Source organism: Methanobacterium sp. (assembly GCA_012838205.1).
Classification (GTDB): Archaea; Methanobacteriota; Methanobacteria; order Methanobacteriales; family Methanobacteriaceae; genus Methanobacterium.
In genome coordinates, this window is record DUPR01000027.1 from 1 (window position 1) to 15590 (window position 15590).

The following is a 15590-nucleotide window of genomic DNA, read 5'->3' on the forward strand; positions in this document are numbered from 1 at the left end:
CAATATCAGCTCCAATATAAAAAAGTACACTATGTGCATCATTAAAAATTAGATAATGGCTGATATAAAGCAGGGAAGATAGCACAATCAGAAATATTCCAAGCTTCACTCGCCAATCAAAATTTTTAGATAAATCCATTATTTCCTCCTATAAATTACAGGTAATTATATTTTTGGGACTTGAAATGATAATATCTCTTTAATTTTGAATTAGGTTTTGTAAAACACTTATAAGTAAGAAAATAGTGATTTTATGTGGAATAGTATGGGAGTGTCCCTAAAAACTTTTTTGGATTAGGTTAATATAGTCATTTTTTAACTGAATAGATGATGGTGATTGGATTTCTCCCCATCATCATAGTACCTCTTTGGATGATCTTCCCTTTAGCTATGGTTACCTCAACCACTTCTGGAGAAAGGCCCATATTTTTAAGGGTTTGAACTGCTTCTACCCTTGTTTCGAGTAGAATAGATGTTATCACTATTCTACCGTTAGGTGTTAGTTTTTCGATTCCCTTGCTGATTATTTGTGATAGGTCTCCGCTACTCCCCCCCACTAGGAACACATCGATGAAGTCTAGTTTTTCAATAACTTTAAGTGCATCTCCTTTAATGAGTTGTACCTTTTCTTCAAGGTCATATTTTTTAATATTTTTTGAAGTAATTTTTATGGCTTCTGGATTTTTATCAAGGGCTATGACTTTTTTGGCCAGTTGAGCTGATTCAACTGTGAATCCACCACTACCGCAACCAACATCCACTACCACATCATCACTGGTTATCATAGCTTTGCACATTACCAGGCACCTGATTTCTTCCTTGCTTGGTCCGGGAACTTGATCAGATTGTATGAAATCATCATCAGGTATCATGGCACTTCCCCTTGCCATCTTTGGTATAGGTGATGGTCGATATGCAGTACATCCAATATTTTACCTACTAGAAAGTCAACTAATTCATCTATGTTCTGGGGTTGGTGATAAAAGGCAGGCATTGCTGGTATGATTATGCCACCTTCTTTGCTGATCTTCAACATGTTTTCCAGATGAACTGTGCGTAAAGGTGTTTCCCTGGGAACTAGTATCAGTTTCCTTCTCTCTTTCAAGGCTACATCTGCTGCACGGGTAACTGCATTATCAGCAAATCCGGTTGATATTGCTGAAACGGTTTTCATGGTGCAAGGAATTATGATCATTGATTCAAACCGACATGACCCGCTGTTAATGGCACTGGTAAGATCATTTGGTTGGTAAAAATGGTTGCAAAGTTGTTTAAGGTGGTTTTCATTGATTCCCATTTCATATTCCAGTATTATCCTTGCCGGTTCGGTTACCACCAGTGCAGTGTCTTTTTCCATTTTTTTAAGAACTTCTAAGAGTCTGACACCATAAATAACACCGCTTGCTCCTGTAATAGCTACAACTATCATCTAAATCACTATTTATCATGAATGTTCATTATTGCAATGTTTATTTGCTTTGTTTATATTTTTAAGCTCGGATTCCCTGGGGATTCTGTTAATAATATGATGTGATTGAAGTTTTAATCAGGGATTTCCAGATATTCTTGGAAGTTAAGTTTTAATGCATGGTCAGCGTATTGTTCTGGCAAGTATATGCACAGATCAGCATGGTTGAACCGAGCATCCTTTAAAGTCTTAACCAAGTTAGAAACATCCCCTAATGTTACAGTATCTCCATTAACTGATACTGGAGTGGTCATTTCATGGAATGTTGGGTATTCGGGGATATCTACTAATAGGTGGTCTTGGTGAACTCCCAGTTCTTCGGCTATTTCTGCTTCAATTTTATTGATCTTTAACTCCAATTTGTATAGAGATTTTGGGTTAATGGTCTCATCGATTTTGAGGGAGTAGACACGTTTATAAAGTTGTCTGGTATCTATTCGAGTGATGATATCCCTGATGTAACCTTTTTGGAGCCTGGCAGCTGAAATAATATCTGTATCATCATATTTATATATCTCGTTGCCGTTGACAATCTTGTTTTTGATTAGTTTCTTGAGGCAGCGTCTGAACATGGAATTAACAATTCTGGTTGTGTGGTGCTGGTAAACACTCGGATACATGAAATACCGGGCAAGTAGCATTGATTCAGCAGCTTGAACTCCTTTTTCTTTAAGTAACAACCTATCTTCAAGTTTCATATTATAAATGAGACGTTCAACATCTATCACCCCATATGCAACCCCAGTATAATAAGAATCTCGTAATAAGTAATCCATTCTGTCTACATCAAGTTCTCCGGATATTATTTGCCCTAATGGCCCTTTTCCACTGATGATTGTGATTATTTCCTTGATGGTAAATTTTTCTGATAATATGTCACCTAGTTGCGATTCTTTAATGAGTTTATAGGTGAGTTTTTCATGGGATGTGTCAATTACTCCTTCAGAAACATGTGAAAAGGGGCCATGACCTGCATCATGGAGAATGGCACAACTTCTAACCATGGTCTGGGTATGTTCATCTAAACCTAGATTTCCAGCCAAGCGTGAAGCTAGATACATGGTGCCAATGGAGTGTTCGAAGCGACTGTGGTTGGCACCAGGGTATACTAGATAAGTAAATCCTAGTTGTTTAATCCGCCTTAGGCGCTGTATTTCTGGTGTGTCAATTAAACGGACTTCGAACTCTTCTAACTGAAGGTTTCCATGTACACTGTCCCTTATAGACTTCAAGTTCATCCCCCTCTACATTCCACTTAATCATAATTTTCTAGATCATTCATTAGATATACTATTGCTCATTTCTTTTTTTGGTGATGATGAAATTATAATTTTCTTGAATCAATGTGAACTTACTGGTAAACCAGTAAGGTAGTATGCTATAATCGGAGTGAAGTTTGCTTCAATTATTGCGGCAATAATTAGCAGTACTATGGCAATTGCCAGCAATACAACCGAATCCTTAAACTTCCAGTACTGCTCCTTAACTGGTTTTTTTATTATTATATTTTTAATTAAGCCGATGATCAGGGTTGAAATCCTGAATCCTGCTGCACCAGCTATTACAAGGGCTGGAAGTTCAAAAATACCATGAGGCATTGTGAAGGCAATCAAATGCCAAGTTGTAAAAACACCAGAAGCAGTGTTAATACTGCCATGCATTACATATCCAAAAAAAGCCCCTAAAAAGAATCCGTTAAATGATAAAACTATTGCGGGAACTATTATGATAATCCCACCAAAGAACATAATTAGAATTGCTTGTAGATTTTTCAGAAATATTGAAAATGTGGTTATTTCAACAATAGTTCCTCTAAGTAGTTTTAAATATTTTTTGAGAATATTCTCTACGAAGTTTGATGAAAAATAGCCAAACAATATACCTAAACATAAGAAACTTAAAAAAATTCCGGCAGAAATTGCTAAAACCAGTTTATTACGTTGATAAAGACTTATTAAAAATGTAACATACTTATTATCAGAAAAATTTAGAGAAACTTTCTTAGACATTGGAATTCTTCCCTATCTGCAATGAAAATAACCTATTAATATTTGACTAAAATAATTGCCTATTTTGGAGAAAGAAAGTTAACCTCCGGACATGATTATATTAGTCCCTGCACTTCCTTGTTCCTCTTTTTTGAAGTCTAATTCATATTTCACCCTTTCAACAATTTCTTCCAGGGCAGCCCGTGTTTCATGACGGTGCGGCCCTGCCACTGCAGCCAGGAACATTGGTTCGCCCGGTTTAAACTGGCCTAAATAGTGAATTACCCCTATAAATTTAACTTTATGCTTTTTTTTTACTTCCTTAAGGATGATTTCAAGTTTATCTTCAGTTTTTTCTGGGTGAGGTGAGCTTAAAATGATCCTATCAGTGGTTTTTAAGGGATCTTTAGCTCTCACTATTCCTTCAAAGGTGAATATTGCTCCACACTCATCAATAGTGGGGTGTTCCTTAAATTGTTTAGTTAAATGTCCAAGGGTGACGATTTGATCGTTATTAATGATTTTTGCTATTATCATTTTGTATCACTAACCTCTTTTCTGGCCAAGTGTTTGATTCGGGAAATGCCCTTGATTTCATGAATAACTTCAACTACTGATTCTGGGAGTAATTGATCCCATTTTTCATCAGCAAGCATCCTGCGTCTGACTTCAGTGCCAGAATAGATTTCTCGGTTAAAAAGTGGTGGTTGAGTAACTTGGTATCCTTTTTCAGTGAATAGTCTCTGGACTAGGGGATTACCAGAATACACGTGTTCAAAGGGAGGGGTTAACATCTCCATATGAGCTACCCAGAGGGAATTGCACTCAATATCTTGGACTGGTATGATGTAATAATTTGAAGCAGGAATACCGTTTTCAGCCAGTGCTTTACTTAACATCATCATCCGTTCACCAGCAGTGAAAGGATCCTTTATGGTGTGGCTAAGCTGCGCACTGCCAATACCAATAATCACTTCTTCCACTTCTTCTAAGATCCTTTTAATTACTTGCAGATGTCCTTGATGCACTGGTTGCATCCTTCCCACAAGCAGTCCTCTCATAATAACACACCATCAATTATATTTTTTATTCTATCTTTAAATCTTAAAAAAAAAATATTGGTTACTCTCTCAATATTCCTTTTTATGAGATACATCATTTGATATGTTTTCTACTTTTTTAACTCTGATACCATCATTTTTAAACCATAACTATTCTGGCTTAATAGTTGAACCATCAATACCATGCAAAGGCCTGGAAGTTGAAAGCCACACAGTCCACAACCCATACACAAATCAATGTCCCCTTCTTAATTGTTTAATGTAAAATTGTAATAGTATAAATCTGAACTTTTCTTAAATAGGCTTTCTTAGTTACCTTTATATATGCAACCATAAATAATTAACCAAAATTCATCAACTTGATAAATTATCAGATAATAATAGATAAAAACAATGTTTGACAATTAATATTCCTTAGTATGGGTTAAAACAAAATTATATTACAGATGAATTTATAAAATGCTATATTTACTGGGATAACCCGATTTAGAATTTTTTTTTTAGTTGCCCGAGGCATGTTTATAGTTTTTAAAAAAATGCACAATATAAAAATAGGATAAGCTATATATCCGGAGTTGTGTAAGAAGAAATAGTGTCTTATATTTATGGATGATTAACTATTTTAACACTTAATGGTAACCCGATTTGATTAAAACAAGATTATATGGTGATATGTATGATTAAGATTAAAAATCTATCAAAAACTTTCACAATGGAAGATGGCCCTCAAATTAAGGCACTGGATAATGTTAACTTAGAAGTGGCAGAGGGAGAAATTTTAGGCATTATTGGGAGAAGTGGGTCTGGAAAAAGTACTCTTCTACGTGTATTGAGGGGTGTGGAACCATTTGACCAGGGAGAAATAGAGATAGGTGATGTTAAAGTGACTCCAGACTCAAGCAGTTACTACTTTCGCAAGTTACGCGAAGTAACTGCAATCCATCTCCAACGATCCTTCGGATTATGGTCTGAAACAACATTGAATAATGTTATAAGAAAATTGTATGGTGCGAAATACGGTGATGAAGCATTAACTGATTTTGATTTTGCTTACGATGAATTTGAAGACGAAGCTATGGAAATTCTCCGAGTGGTTGGTTTGGATCATAAGGCTGATCACTTTGCACCAGTGCTAAGTGGTGGTGAAAAACAAAGACTAATTATGGCCCGACAATTAGCCAAAAAACCAAAAGTTCTCCTGTTAGATGAACCCGCCACTATGTCATGCCCTAAAACTAAACAGGAAATATTAAATTCTATAAAAAAAATCAATCAGGATTTAGGTGTTACTGTTATATTAGTATCACACCTTCCTGAAGTTCATCATTACTTATCTCAACGACTGGTATTAATGGAAGAAGGACGCGTAGTTGATGAAGGAACACCAGATGATATAATAAAAAGATTCCTGGGAGATATGGAACCTGAAATAATCGATGAAAGTCCAAAAAAGTTTGGTGACAAACTGATTAAAGCTAAAGACTTGGAAAGGAAATTTTATCTCCTTAAAGGAGGTAATGTTCTAGAGTTAAAGGACATTACTTTTGATATTAAAGAAGGTGAGATTGTTTCCCTAATAGGTCCCAGTGGTGCTGGAAAAACAGTTTTACTCCGTATTATCGGTGGTCTAGACCAGCCAGACAAAGGAACAGTGTCATTTAAACTCGACGATCAATGGGTGGATATGCATCAGCCAGGAATTAACCGTATGAAAGTCCGAAGACAAATGGGATTCATGCACCAAGAATTCGCTCTAGTACACCATGCCCGTGTTCGGGACCAAATTGCAGCACGATTAGGTGTTAAAGGAATTAAAGTCGTGGATAAAGCCAAGAAAAAAGCAGAAGAATTAGGCATAAGTGACCTTGCATTAGATGTCCTTTACAATTTAACCGATCTGCCTGAAAACGAAGCTAAAGATCGTCTCGAACAGATAGGTCTCTCTTCAGATATTTTGGAAACACTTTTCCCGAGTTTTCCAGATAATAAAATTAAAGAATATGCAGAACCAGTGTTTAAAGCTTTGAATTTGCCAATGGATATTCTTAACAGACGATCATATGAATTATCAGGCGGACAAAAGGTTAGAGCCACACTGGCACTGGTGTTAACATCAAAACCTAAAGTCCTAATATTAGATGAACCATTTGGTGATCTGGACCCAATAACTCTTCGAATGGTTTCAAACTCCTTGAAACATATCAATCAGGAATTTAATACTACTATTCTTATGGTCAGCCATCATATTGATTTTATTGAAGAACTTTCTACCAGGGCAATACGTATGGATGAAGGTAAGATGATTGGTGATGGAAATCCAGATGAAGAATGTGATGAATTCATTAAAAGCTGTGGTGCAGATTATCTTAAGGACAATAAGGATTGGAAGAAAAAAATTGCCGAAAAATAGTATGACCAAAGGGATTGGAAGAAATTTTTTAAAAAAAAACCAGCATCATAGTAGATAACGTTCAATTCAAATTAAACTAAGAAGAGTTGTGAAAATATGGAATTTGCAGAACTGGATTTGGAATACTTTTACCGGGTGCTTGCACCTCGACCAACAATCATAGTAACTACCATTAGCCCTGATGGGAAGGTTAATGCTGCTCCTTTTTCATTTACCATGCCTGTATCCATCAATCCACCTTTAATTGCAATAGCATCGGTTCCCAGCCATCATACTTTCCAAAACATTGAACAAACCAATGAAATGGTAATAAACATTCCATCTGCAGATATACTCCCTGAATTATGGGTTACCAGTGAGAAATTCCCCCACGGAGTTAATGAGATTGAAAAAGCTGGATTGACCCAGATGCCCTCACAAAAAGTTGCACCACCCTGGATTAGAGAAAGCATTGCCCATATGGAATGTCGGGTCCAGAAAATTCTTGAATGCGGTGACCACAATTTAGTAGTAGGTGAAGTGCTAAAAAGTGCTGCCCGGGAAGATGCTATTAAAGAAGGACTCTTAAATGTGGAAAAAACAAAACCCATACTGCACCTGGGTGGAAAAGATTTTGTTGTGGGGGATCATCGCCGGATCCTCAGAGATTAAAAAACTCCCAGTTATAAATAGAATTTAGGAAAAAAGGGTTTAAAATAATAATAGGATGGTTATAAACATGTTTGACACTATAATGGTTCCTACAGATGGATCAGAATATGCGGAAAGGGCAGAAGATATGGCCCTGGCCTTGGCGAAAGATTTGAACTCTAAGGTGGTTGCAGTTCATATCATTGATGATAAGTTAATCTATCCCTACGAGGTGTTGGAGGATGAGGGAAAGACTATTCTCCACAATGTTCAAAGGAAGGGACAAAAAACTGGTGTTGAAGTCCATGAAATATTGATTGTAGGAAGCCCCTTACATGATATGAAAAAGATCGCTGCTAAGGCAGGAGCTGATATAGTGGTTATAAGCCCCCATGGAAAATCAGGTTTGGAAAAATTGGTAATGGGCAGTGTTGCTGAAAACACCATCAAAAAAGTTGACATACCAGTTTTACTGGTTAAATGATTTTACTAATTTTTCGTGAAAAAGATAAAACACGTGCAATTACTCTATGAACTTCAATATTATCACACATAAACCAAAAAACACCAAAACTATTAATTAACCCAGATAGTTTCATCATTGTCTAATCCTGTTTTTAAACTTATTCCAAGTATTTTTAGTTATTGGAAGAAATTAAGCCTTAAAAATAAACTATAGGATACACCCATAGGATTATTAATCAGAAATGAATATAAAGATATAAAAAATTATTGTAACAAAAAAAATTATGTCAGAGTTTCAAAGGTTATGGTAGAAGATTATAAGTCTAGATTAGATGAAAAAGATTTTTATTGATGTAGGGAGGAATTTTTATAATGCACAGATACAAATGCAAAGTATGTAATTATATCTATGATCCTGAAGATGGAGAACCAAGAACCAACACCCCCCCTGGAACCGCCTTTGAAGATTTACCCGAAGATTGGACCTGCCCTAAATGTGGAGCTGGGAAATTCCGATTTATAAAGTTATAAACTTAATACCATCCAATAGAAGACAATTCTCTTTAAAAAAAAACCCCTTTTTTAAATAATAATTAAAAAAAAATAATCATCTAAAAAAAAGGTATTATCTATACTTTGGTAAAAAAATAAGTGCCAAACAATGGTTGCAACTTTACTTATAAATAAAGACGAGTAGTGGAAAATAAAACCATGACTTGCTTGGGATGAATTACATAATAGAGTTACCAGCCCATCCAACTATGCTGGTGAAATAAGTCCTAAATTGATAAAAAACGTGCTATCTGGACTTAATTAGAATTTTTCAATTTCATGAACTTACCATGAATTTAATTAAAAAAGAGGTGTTTAAACATGCAAAAATATTTGTGCAAACCTTGTGGATACATCTACGACCCTGAAGAAGGAGATGACGTAGGAGGAATAGCTCCTGGTACTGCCTTCGAAGACCTCCCAGATGATTGGGTGTGTCCATTGTGCGGTGCTGGTAAAGACATGTTCGAACCTGTAGATTAAAGAATTAATAGGGGCTGATATTGATGTTGGATGAGAAGATGCAGGAATCTCTGAACTTCCAATTAAACCGAGAACTATATTCTGGTTATCTCTACCTAGCAATGGCTGCTTATTTCGAAGACCAGGACTTACCAGGATTTGGAAACTGGATGAGAATCCAAGCTCAGGAAGAGTTAAGCCATGCCATGAAGTTCTATGATTATTTGGTGCAGCGAGGTAGCAGAGTGGAACTTGCTGAGATAGAAACACCTGAAAAAGAGTGGGATTCTCCATTATCCGTCTTTGAACAAGTTTATGAGCATGAAAAGATGGTTACTGGGCTTATAAATGACTTGGTTGACTTGGCAATTGAACTAAAAGATCATGCCACCAACAACTTCCTCCAATGGTTTGTAGCCGAACAAGTAGAAGAAGAAGAGTCTTCAAGTGGAGTTCTCCAAAAAGTCAAAATGGCTGGAGAATCAAATAGAGGACTTTACATGTTGGACCAGGAATTAGGGCAAAGAATATTCCACACACCCACCGACGAATAAAAAAAACCTATTTTTTTCAATCAATTCTCTTTTTTTTTAGAAATTAATATCCTACAATAACTACATGTTCTTTTAAAACCACTTAATCAATGAACTTGTTATTAATAGTAAACTAAGAAAAAACATGTTGGGAACTTTTTTTTAAACTGAACTTATATCATTTTTTTAAAATGTTTTAATCGAGTCTTAAAATCTAAGATTCATTACTCCAAGGTAAATAAAAACTAATAAATAAAAATAATGATAAAAATTATGAGTAGTACACAGTATCATCCAGATAATGACATTACCTTAGGAGAAAAGTTTGACAATTAAATAATAATCTACGTGTAGAATTATCCCATTCCCAATTATAACTGATACAAAAAATTAGGTGGAATGGTTAACCCGCAAACAAGGATACTGCTATATTGTGGACGGTTTTAAAGAGGTGTGAACTAGTATAAATACAATTATATTTTCGATTAGTGGTTATACTACCAAAAAATATTGCAAATGGTAGGTAATGGCTGAAATAATACTTGAAATCCCAAAGGAGTGAAATAGTATGGCAAAAAAAATATATGAACTACCTCCACTTCCCTATGGATATGGAGATTTGGCACCTCACATTTCTGAGGAACAGTTGCAGATACACCACGAAAAACATCATCAAGCATATGTTGATGGTGCTAATGCAATCTTGAACAAGTTTGACAGCCGTTCAAATTTGGAATTTGATGTTAAAGCCGTGGCCAAGGAATTATCATTCCATGTAGGTGGATTCGTACTCCACAAACTTTTCTGGGAAAACATGGCACCAGCACCAAAAGGAGGAGGAGCACCCACCGGAACCCTTGCCAAATATATTAATAGAGATTTCGGATCATTCGAAAGATTTAAACAGGAATTTTCCCAAGCAGCAATTAGCACTGAAGGTTCAGGTTGGGCTGTTTTAACAGTTTGCCGAGCTACAGACCGCCTTTTCATCACACAAATCGAAAAACACAATGTAAATGTAATACCTCACTTCCAAGTTTTAATGGTGCTGGATGTATGGGAACACGCCTACTACTTGGACTATAAAAATGTGCGACCAGACTATGTAGGGGCATTTTGGAACATTGTAAACTGGGAAGAAGTAAACAGACGGCTGGAAATCGAATTATTAGCTGGTAGTCTCAATCTGGTTGATAATCGCCGAATACTGGACATAAAACTTGAAGAATTCAAAGAAAATTTCGATAATTGGCTTAAAACCATATAATAAGTCATTCCTCTTTTATATTCCTTTTTTTTAGAATTATTTTTTTAAATCCAAGTAAATTTGGTAATCCCAGTTATTTGTCGCCCATATTCAACTGTGCAGGAAAATTTTAGTAATAATTAAATATCATTCCTTTTATAATTGAAATTATATACTGAATTACTAAAAAAAGGATTTAATAGGGAATATTCGTAATATCAATTAACATCAATTAGATTTTTGATATTAAAGCTAATAAGTTCTGTTATAATTTTCATTAATCGAGGTGTAGGAAATGATCTGGAATGAGAAGGCTGAGTGCATGTCAGTCCAGGAAAGAGAAGAATTGCAGCTTAATAGATTACAAGAAGTAGTTAAAAAAGCCTATGATAATGTGCCCTATTATCATCATAGATTTGACAAGGAAGGCGTGGCCCCTGAAGATATCCAGAACCTTGAAGATATTGAGAAATTACCATTCACCAGTAAAAACGATCTCAGGGACGCCTACCCCTTTGGCATGTTCGCAGTTCCAAGTGATGATATTGTGGAAGTTCACACATCCTCTGGAACAACTGGAAAGCCAACTGTTTCTGGATACACGGAAAAAGACATTGACATCTGGAGCGAAGTTATGGCCCGGGCACTTAGCATGGCTGGTGCCACAAGGAAAGATGTCATACAAAATTGTTATGGTTATGGTCTTTTCACTGGAGGGTTAGGCATACATTATGGAACTCAAAAAGTCGGGGCTACTGTAATTCCCATAAGTGCTGGTAACACCCAACGTCAGATCGAGATAATGCAAGACTTCCAGAGCACAATCATCACTTGCACCCCTAGTTATGCCCTGTACCTGGCAGAGGTATTGGAAAAAGAGGGCATTAATACCAGAGATCTTAAACTTAAAGCCGGAGTCTTAGGTGCGGAGATGTGGACTGAGGAAATGAGAAACCAAATTGAACAACGACTAAACATTTCAGCATTGAATATTTACGGGTTAACTGAGATTATTGGCCCGGGAGTGGCCCAGGAATGCGAAGTTAAAAAAGGTCTTCACATCTTCGATGATCATTTTTATCCAGAAATCATTGATTCAAGCACACTAAAAACATTACCCCATGGCGAGAAAGGAGAACTTGTCTTAACAACACTTACCAGGGAGGGAATGCCAATAATACGTTTCCGAACCAAGGACATAACTGCACTACATCAGGGGACTTGCAAATGTGGTAGGACCAATATTAAAATGGACCGAATCACTGGAAGATCAGATGATATGCTAAAAATTAGGGGAGTTATTGTTTACCCATCACAGATTGAAAGAGCCCTACTAAAAATACCTGGAATGGAACCAGTCTACCAGATCGTTATCACCAGACCACAGCAACTGGATGAACTAGAAGTTCATGTAGAAACTTCCCCTGCACTTTTTTCTGATGAAGTAAAACATGTGGAACAAGTGAAAAAATCTATAGAAAAACAAATCCATGACGAAATCGGGTTAAGAGTTGCTGTTAATTTGGTTGAACCTGAAAGTTTACCTAGAAGCGAAGGTAAAGCAATTCGGGTTGTAGATAAACGAAATTTAAATTAAATCAGAGATAATCCAAATTAAGTTAGAATTTGAGGGATGTAAATAAAAAAGGGGATTGTGAAATGAAGATAAAACAAATTTCAGTGTTTCTGGAAAATAGGAAAGGAAGACTTTGGAAAGCGTTGAATGTATTGTCTAATGCTGGTGTGAATATCAGAGCTCTGTCCATTGCCGATACTTCAGAATTCGGTATATTACGCATGATTGTTCCAGAACCCGAGTTGGCTGAAGAAAAACTGGTTGAGAACAATTTCGTGGTAAAAGTAAATGATGTTATTGCCGTGGAAGTTTCTGATGAGCCTGGAGGATTGGATGCTGTTTTGGGACTTTTGAATAATGCAGATGTGAATGTTGAATATCTCTACGCCTTTGTTGAAAAGAAAACCAATAAAGCAATTGTTGTAATACGTACTGAAGACCTAAACGCAAGTATACGAGTTTTAGAAGATGGTGGAGTTACAATTCTCTCAACAGAAGAAGTCAACATACTTTAGATCTAGTGAAAACATTAATCATCCATTTTAAAAAAAAAATATTCAATTTTTCTTATTTTTTAATTGTACTCGATTTATAAACAAATAATAGCTTGATTAGAGATGATTTCCTTAATAAAGTTGAGATTATTTCTTAATAAAGGACTTTTACATCTTTCATTAATACCAGTAATTATGTTGTTTTAAAAAAATAAATTATTTTAAAAGTTTAAATGATAATAAGGGGGTGGGGGTCAGAGTATAATTTGTGCTGACTCCCCAATCAATGTTTTTTTTAAATACGTTCCAAGTATTTGTTTTTAATCTGTTCAAATTCTTCCTGGGTTATGGCACCAATATCCAAAAGGTCTTTGGCCTTTTTGATTTTATCCACAGGGTCAAGGTTTTCCTTATCAGATTCATCTAATTGATTAGTTTCACCAATCTCGGCTGGTTCTGATTGAACAGTTTCTTCATCAACCGCACTATCTTGAACTGGTTCTGCTTCCATTTCAGCAGTATCTAATTTTAAGTCTTTAGGTACTTTTATTTCAGGTATATCTTTGGTTTCGGGAATTTCTTCAACTACTTCTGGTGTTGGTTCAGAAACTACCTCTTCTACTGGTTCAGCAGCAACTTTTTCTGTTGGCTCAGCAGGTGCTTCATCAACATTAACTGATTCTTGAAATTTGTGTCCGCATATTACACAAAACTTTGCATTTATCTCATTTTTCTGGTTACAAGATGGGCATAACTTGAAATCACTGGTTTGATCTTCATCTTGAGTATCTGCAACTTCTTCTGTAACCAGGGATGCTCCACACCCCACACAAAACTTAGCATCAGCAGGATTTGTTGCTTGGCATTGTGGACAAATCACAGTATCTTGTTCAGGTTTACTGTCAACAAGGGATGCTCCACACCCCACACAAAACTTAGCACCCTCTACATTGGGGGTGTTACACTCAGGACAGTTAACATATCCTTCTGCTGGTGGTTTTTCCTGATAAGGTTGTTCACCTTTTCTTTTAGCTGCTAATCTTCTTTTTATTTCTTCACTGGAAACCATAACATACACCTCAACTAAAACCTTGTCCTAGCTTTTTTTGATGTTAATATGTAATTAAAACCATTAATTCAATCTGACAATAATTGTTCATAGTAATTTATAGGTTTACTTCCCCTAATAATTTTATCTTAATATAGGTATATGGACGCTGCTGCCACAAAAAAATTTCTGTTTTTTTAACAATAGATAGGATATATGTGAATTTAGTCTTTCAATGACCAATATTGATTTAAAGTACCATGAGAACCATTTACTATGGCTTTTTTGGTAAAATAAGATGCTTTACGCACTGATTCTTCGATGGTTAGTCCTTTTACCATGTAGGCAGTTGCAGCTGCCGAATAGGTGCATCCTGATCCATGAGTGTTGATGCTGTCTAATTTTTTACCTATAATTTTCTTCAGTGAGTTTTCATAGAAAATGTCACTTCCATCTAAATGTCCTCCAGTTACCACTGTTGGACAAATCTTTCCCAGTTTGACTGCTACTTCACATGCATCTTTTTCATCTTTAATTACCATTTTGCTGAGTTTTGCTGCTTCATCGATGTTGGGTGTGGCTAACCTGGCAAGGGGTAAAAGATGTTTTTTTAAGGACCCCGCCATGTTTGCTTGGGATAGGCTGCCACCAGAACCCGCCACCATAACCGGGTCAACCACCAGGTTTAACTGGTATTCCTTAACCTTCCTGGCAACTACTTTTACAATTTTGGGTGAATATAACATCCCTGTTTTGGCATGTTGAATGTCTTCCTCTTCAAGTACCAGATCGATTTGTTGTGCCACAAAATCAGGGTCAACTGCTTTAACACTTGCCACACGACTAACATTCTGGGCAGTGAGCGCAGTTACAACAGTAGTAGGATAAACACCAAGGGCTGTGAATGTTTTAACGTCGGCTAAGATGCCTGCCCCTCCAGATGGATCTAATCCTGCTATTGAAAGGGCCATCATGTTCTTTCAACCCGTAATCGTTCCATTCCATGGTTGGATTTGACTTTGAGTCCTATGCTTTTTAAAAATTTTCTGGTTTCTGTTCCAGAACCATGGATCATTATTTCACCCAGATCTTCGGCAGTGTTCACATCCAAAGAAAGATAGAATGAATCATATATGTAACAAGGCAAAGATGATTTTTGGGCTTGTTTGAGGTGTTGGAAGAAACTGCAGTCACCAAATCTCATTTGAACCCCATGCGTTGGTATTAAAAGAGCATTGGTGCCTCCTCCCTTGGCTGGTGCTATGATAACAGGCCATTTTTCGGCTAATCCAATAATTTCTTGAGTTTGACTTTTTCGGATAAGTGGAATGTCTGAGGGGATGATTAAAACCTGATGAGCTTGTTCTGAACACCAGTTAACTGCTTGCATCAGTGCACCGTTAAGATCTGTTTTGCCCTTTTCTGTTAAGCAAACCACGTCAAATTGACTTACAAAATTAAGGACATCTTTATCTGAACTTATAACTACCACCCCTTGGACACTATCCTTAATTTTATTAATAACATCCTTTAACATGGCTTTAAGTAGGTTTTCTCTCTCCAGCGGTGTTAATGTTGGCGATAGTCGTGTTTTTGCTTGTGAAAACTTGGAAACCGGTATGATTGCATATGTTTTTTTCATGTAAATCTTTGTTTT

At 36.3% G+C, this 15590-nt stretch carries 18 protein-coding genes; 9 read left to right on the forward strand and 9 right to left on the reverse strand.

Translation table 11 applies throughout. The features are described from left to right. Positions 1-308: 308 nt before the first annotated feature. The 6 genes from cbiT to GXZ72_04165 all read right to left on the reverse strand — a co-directional run bounded on the left by cbiT (position 309) and on the right by GXZ72_04165 (position 4517). Complete coding sequence (gene cbiT, locus GXZ72_04140) at positions 309-872, reverse strand: precorrin-6Y C5,15-methyltransferase (decarboxylating) subunit CbiT (protein ID HHT18729.1); 564 nt, start codon at positions 870-872, stop codon at positions 309-311. Further along, the gene (locus tag GXZ72_04145) at positions 869-1429 is read right to left on the reverse strand and encodes a UbiX family flavin prenyltransferase (protein ID HHT18730.1); all 561 of its coding nucleotides are present in this window, start codon (positions 1427-1429) and stop codon (positions 869-871) included. Before GXZ72_04145 ends, cbiT begins: the two co-directional genes overlap by 4 nt. Positions 1430-1542: 113 nt before the next feature. After that, on the reverse strand, positions 1543-2706 hold the full coding sequence (locus tag GXZ72_04150; GenBank protein HHT18731.1) for an HD domain-containing protein: 1164 nt from the start codon (positions 2704-2706) through the stop codon (positions 1543-1545). 102 nt (positions 2707-2808) lie between these two features. Next, positions 2809-3477, reverse strand: coding sequence for a hypothetical protein (locus GXZ72_04155; protein ID HHT18732.1), 669 nt, complete (start codon positions 3475-3477; stop codon positions 2809-2811). Between the two features lie 78 nt (positions 3478-3555). Further along, on the reverse strand, positions 3556-3993 hold the full coding sequence (locus tag GXZ72_04160) for a molybdenum cofactor biosynthesis protein MoaE (GenBank protein HHT18733.1): 438 nt from the start codon (positions 3991-3993) through the stop codon (positions 3556-3558). Next, positions 3990-4517: a nicotinamide-nucleotide adenylyltransferase gene (locus tag GXZ72_04165; protein ID HHT18734.1), complete on the reverse strand. Its 528-nt coding sequence runs from the start codon at positions 4515-4517 to the stop codon at positions 3990-3992. The genes GXZ72_04160 and GXZ72_04165 overlap by 4 nt, the downstream gene beginning before the upstream one ends. 676 nt (positions 4518-5193) lie before the next feature. On the opposite strand from GXZ72_04165, the gene GXZ72_04170 reads away from it, so the two are divergent. The 9 genes from GXZ72_04170 (at position 5194) to GXZ72_04210 (ending at position 12906) form a co-directional block, all read left to right on the forward strand. Continuing rightward, the gene (locus tag GXZ72_04170) at positions 5194-6927 is read left to right on the forward strand and encodes an ABC transporter ATP-binding protein (protein HHT18735.1); all 1734 of its coding nucleotides are present in this window, start codon (positions 5194-5196) and stop codon (positions 6925-6927) included. 96 nt (positions 6928-7023) lie between these two features. Beyond that, positions 7024-7578 carry a flavin reductase family protein gene (locus GXZ72_04175; GenBank protein HHT18736.1) on the forward strand — a complete coding sequence of 185 codons (555 nt, stop codon included), beginning with the start codon at positions 7024-7026 and terminating at the stop codon, positions 7576-7578. Positions 7579-7645: 67 nt separating this feature from the next. Then, positions 7646-8041 (forward strand): universal stress protein, encoded by a 396-nt coding sequence (locus GXZ72_04180; GenBank protein HHT18737.1) that lies wholly within the window; start codon positions 7646-7648, stop codon positions 8039-8041. A 353-nt stretch (positions 8042-8394) separates the two neighbouring features. After that, positions 8395-8553: a rubredoxin gene (locus tag GXZ72_04185; GenBank protein ID HHT18738.1), complete on the forward strand. Its 159-nt coding sequence runs from the start codon at positions 8395-8397 to the stop codon at positions 8551-8553. Between the two features lie 342 nt (positions 8554-8895). Beyond that, a complete protein-coding gene (locus tag GXZ72_04190) occupies positions 8896-9057 on the forward strand; it encodes a rubredoxin (protein ID HHT18739.1) in 162 nt (53 codons plus the stop codon). 23 nt (positions 9058-9080) lie between these two features. After that, complete coding sequence (locus tag GXZ72_04195) at positions 9081-9590, forward strand: ferritin (GenBank protein HHT18740.1); 510 nt, start codon at positions 9081-9083, stop codon at positions 9588-9590. A 547-nt stretch (positions 9591-10137) separates the two neighbouring features. Beyond that, complete coding sequence (locus GXZ72_04200; protein ID HHT18741.1) at positions 10138-10836, forward strand: superoxide dismutase; 699 nt, start codon at positions 10138-10140, stop codon at positions 10834-10836. Positions 10837-11110: 274 nt separating this feature from the next. After that, positions 11111-12412, forward strand: coding sequence for a phenylacetate--CoA ligase (locus GXZ72_04205; GenBank protein ID HHT18742.1), 1302 nt, complete (start codon positions 11111-11113; stop codon positions 12410-12412). A gap of 62 nt (positions 12413-12474) precedes the next feature. Beyond that, the gene (locus GXZ72_04210) at positions 12475-12906 is read left to right on the forward strand and encodes an ACT domain-containing protein (protein ID HHT18743.1); all 432 of its coding nucleotides are present in this window, start codon (positions 12475-12477) and stop codon (positions 12904-12906) included. A 274-nt stretch (positions 12907-13180) separates the two neighbouring features. On the opposite strand, the gene GXZ72_04215 is transcribed toward GXZ72_04210, so the two are convergent. The 3 genes from GXZ72_04215 to cofC form a co-directional block, all read right to left on the reverse strand. After that, positions 13181-13954: a hypothetical protein gene (locus GXZ72_04215; protein HHT18744.1), complete on the reverse strand. Its 774-nt coding sequence runs from the start codon at positions 13952-13954 to the stop codon at positions 13181-13183. Positions 13955-14157: 203 nt separating this feature from the next. Next, positions 14158-14907 (reverse strand): bifunctional hydroxymethylpyrimidine kinase/phosphomethylpyrimidine kinase, encoded by a 750-nt coding sequence (gene thiD / locus GXZ72_04220; protein ID HHT18745.1) that lies wholly within the window; start codon positions 14905-14907, stop codon positions 14158-14160. Further along, positions 14904-15575: a 2-phospho-L-lactate guanylyltransferase gene (gene cofC, locus GXZ72_04225; GenBank protein ID HHT18746.1), complete on the reverse strand. Its 672-nt coding sequence runs from the start codon at positions 15573-15575 to the stop codon at positions 14904-14906. Before cofC ends, thiD begins: the two co-directional genes overlap by 4 nt. Between the last annotated feature and the right edge of the window lie 15 nt (positions 15576-15590).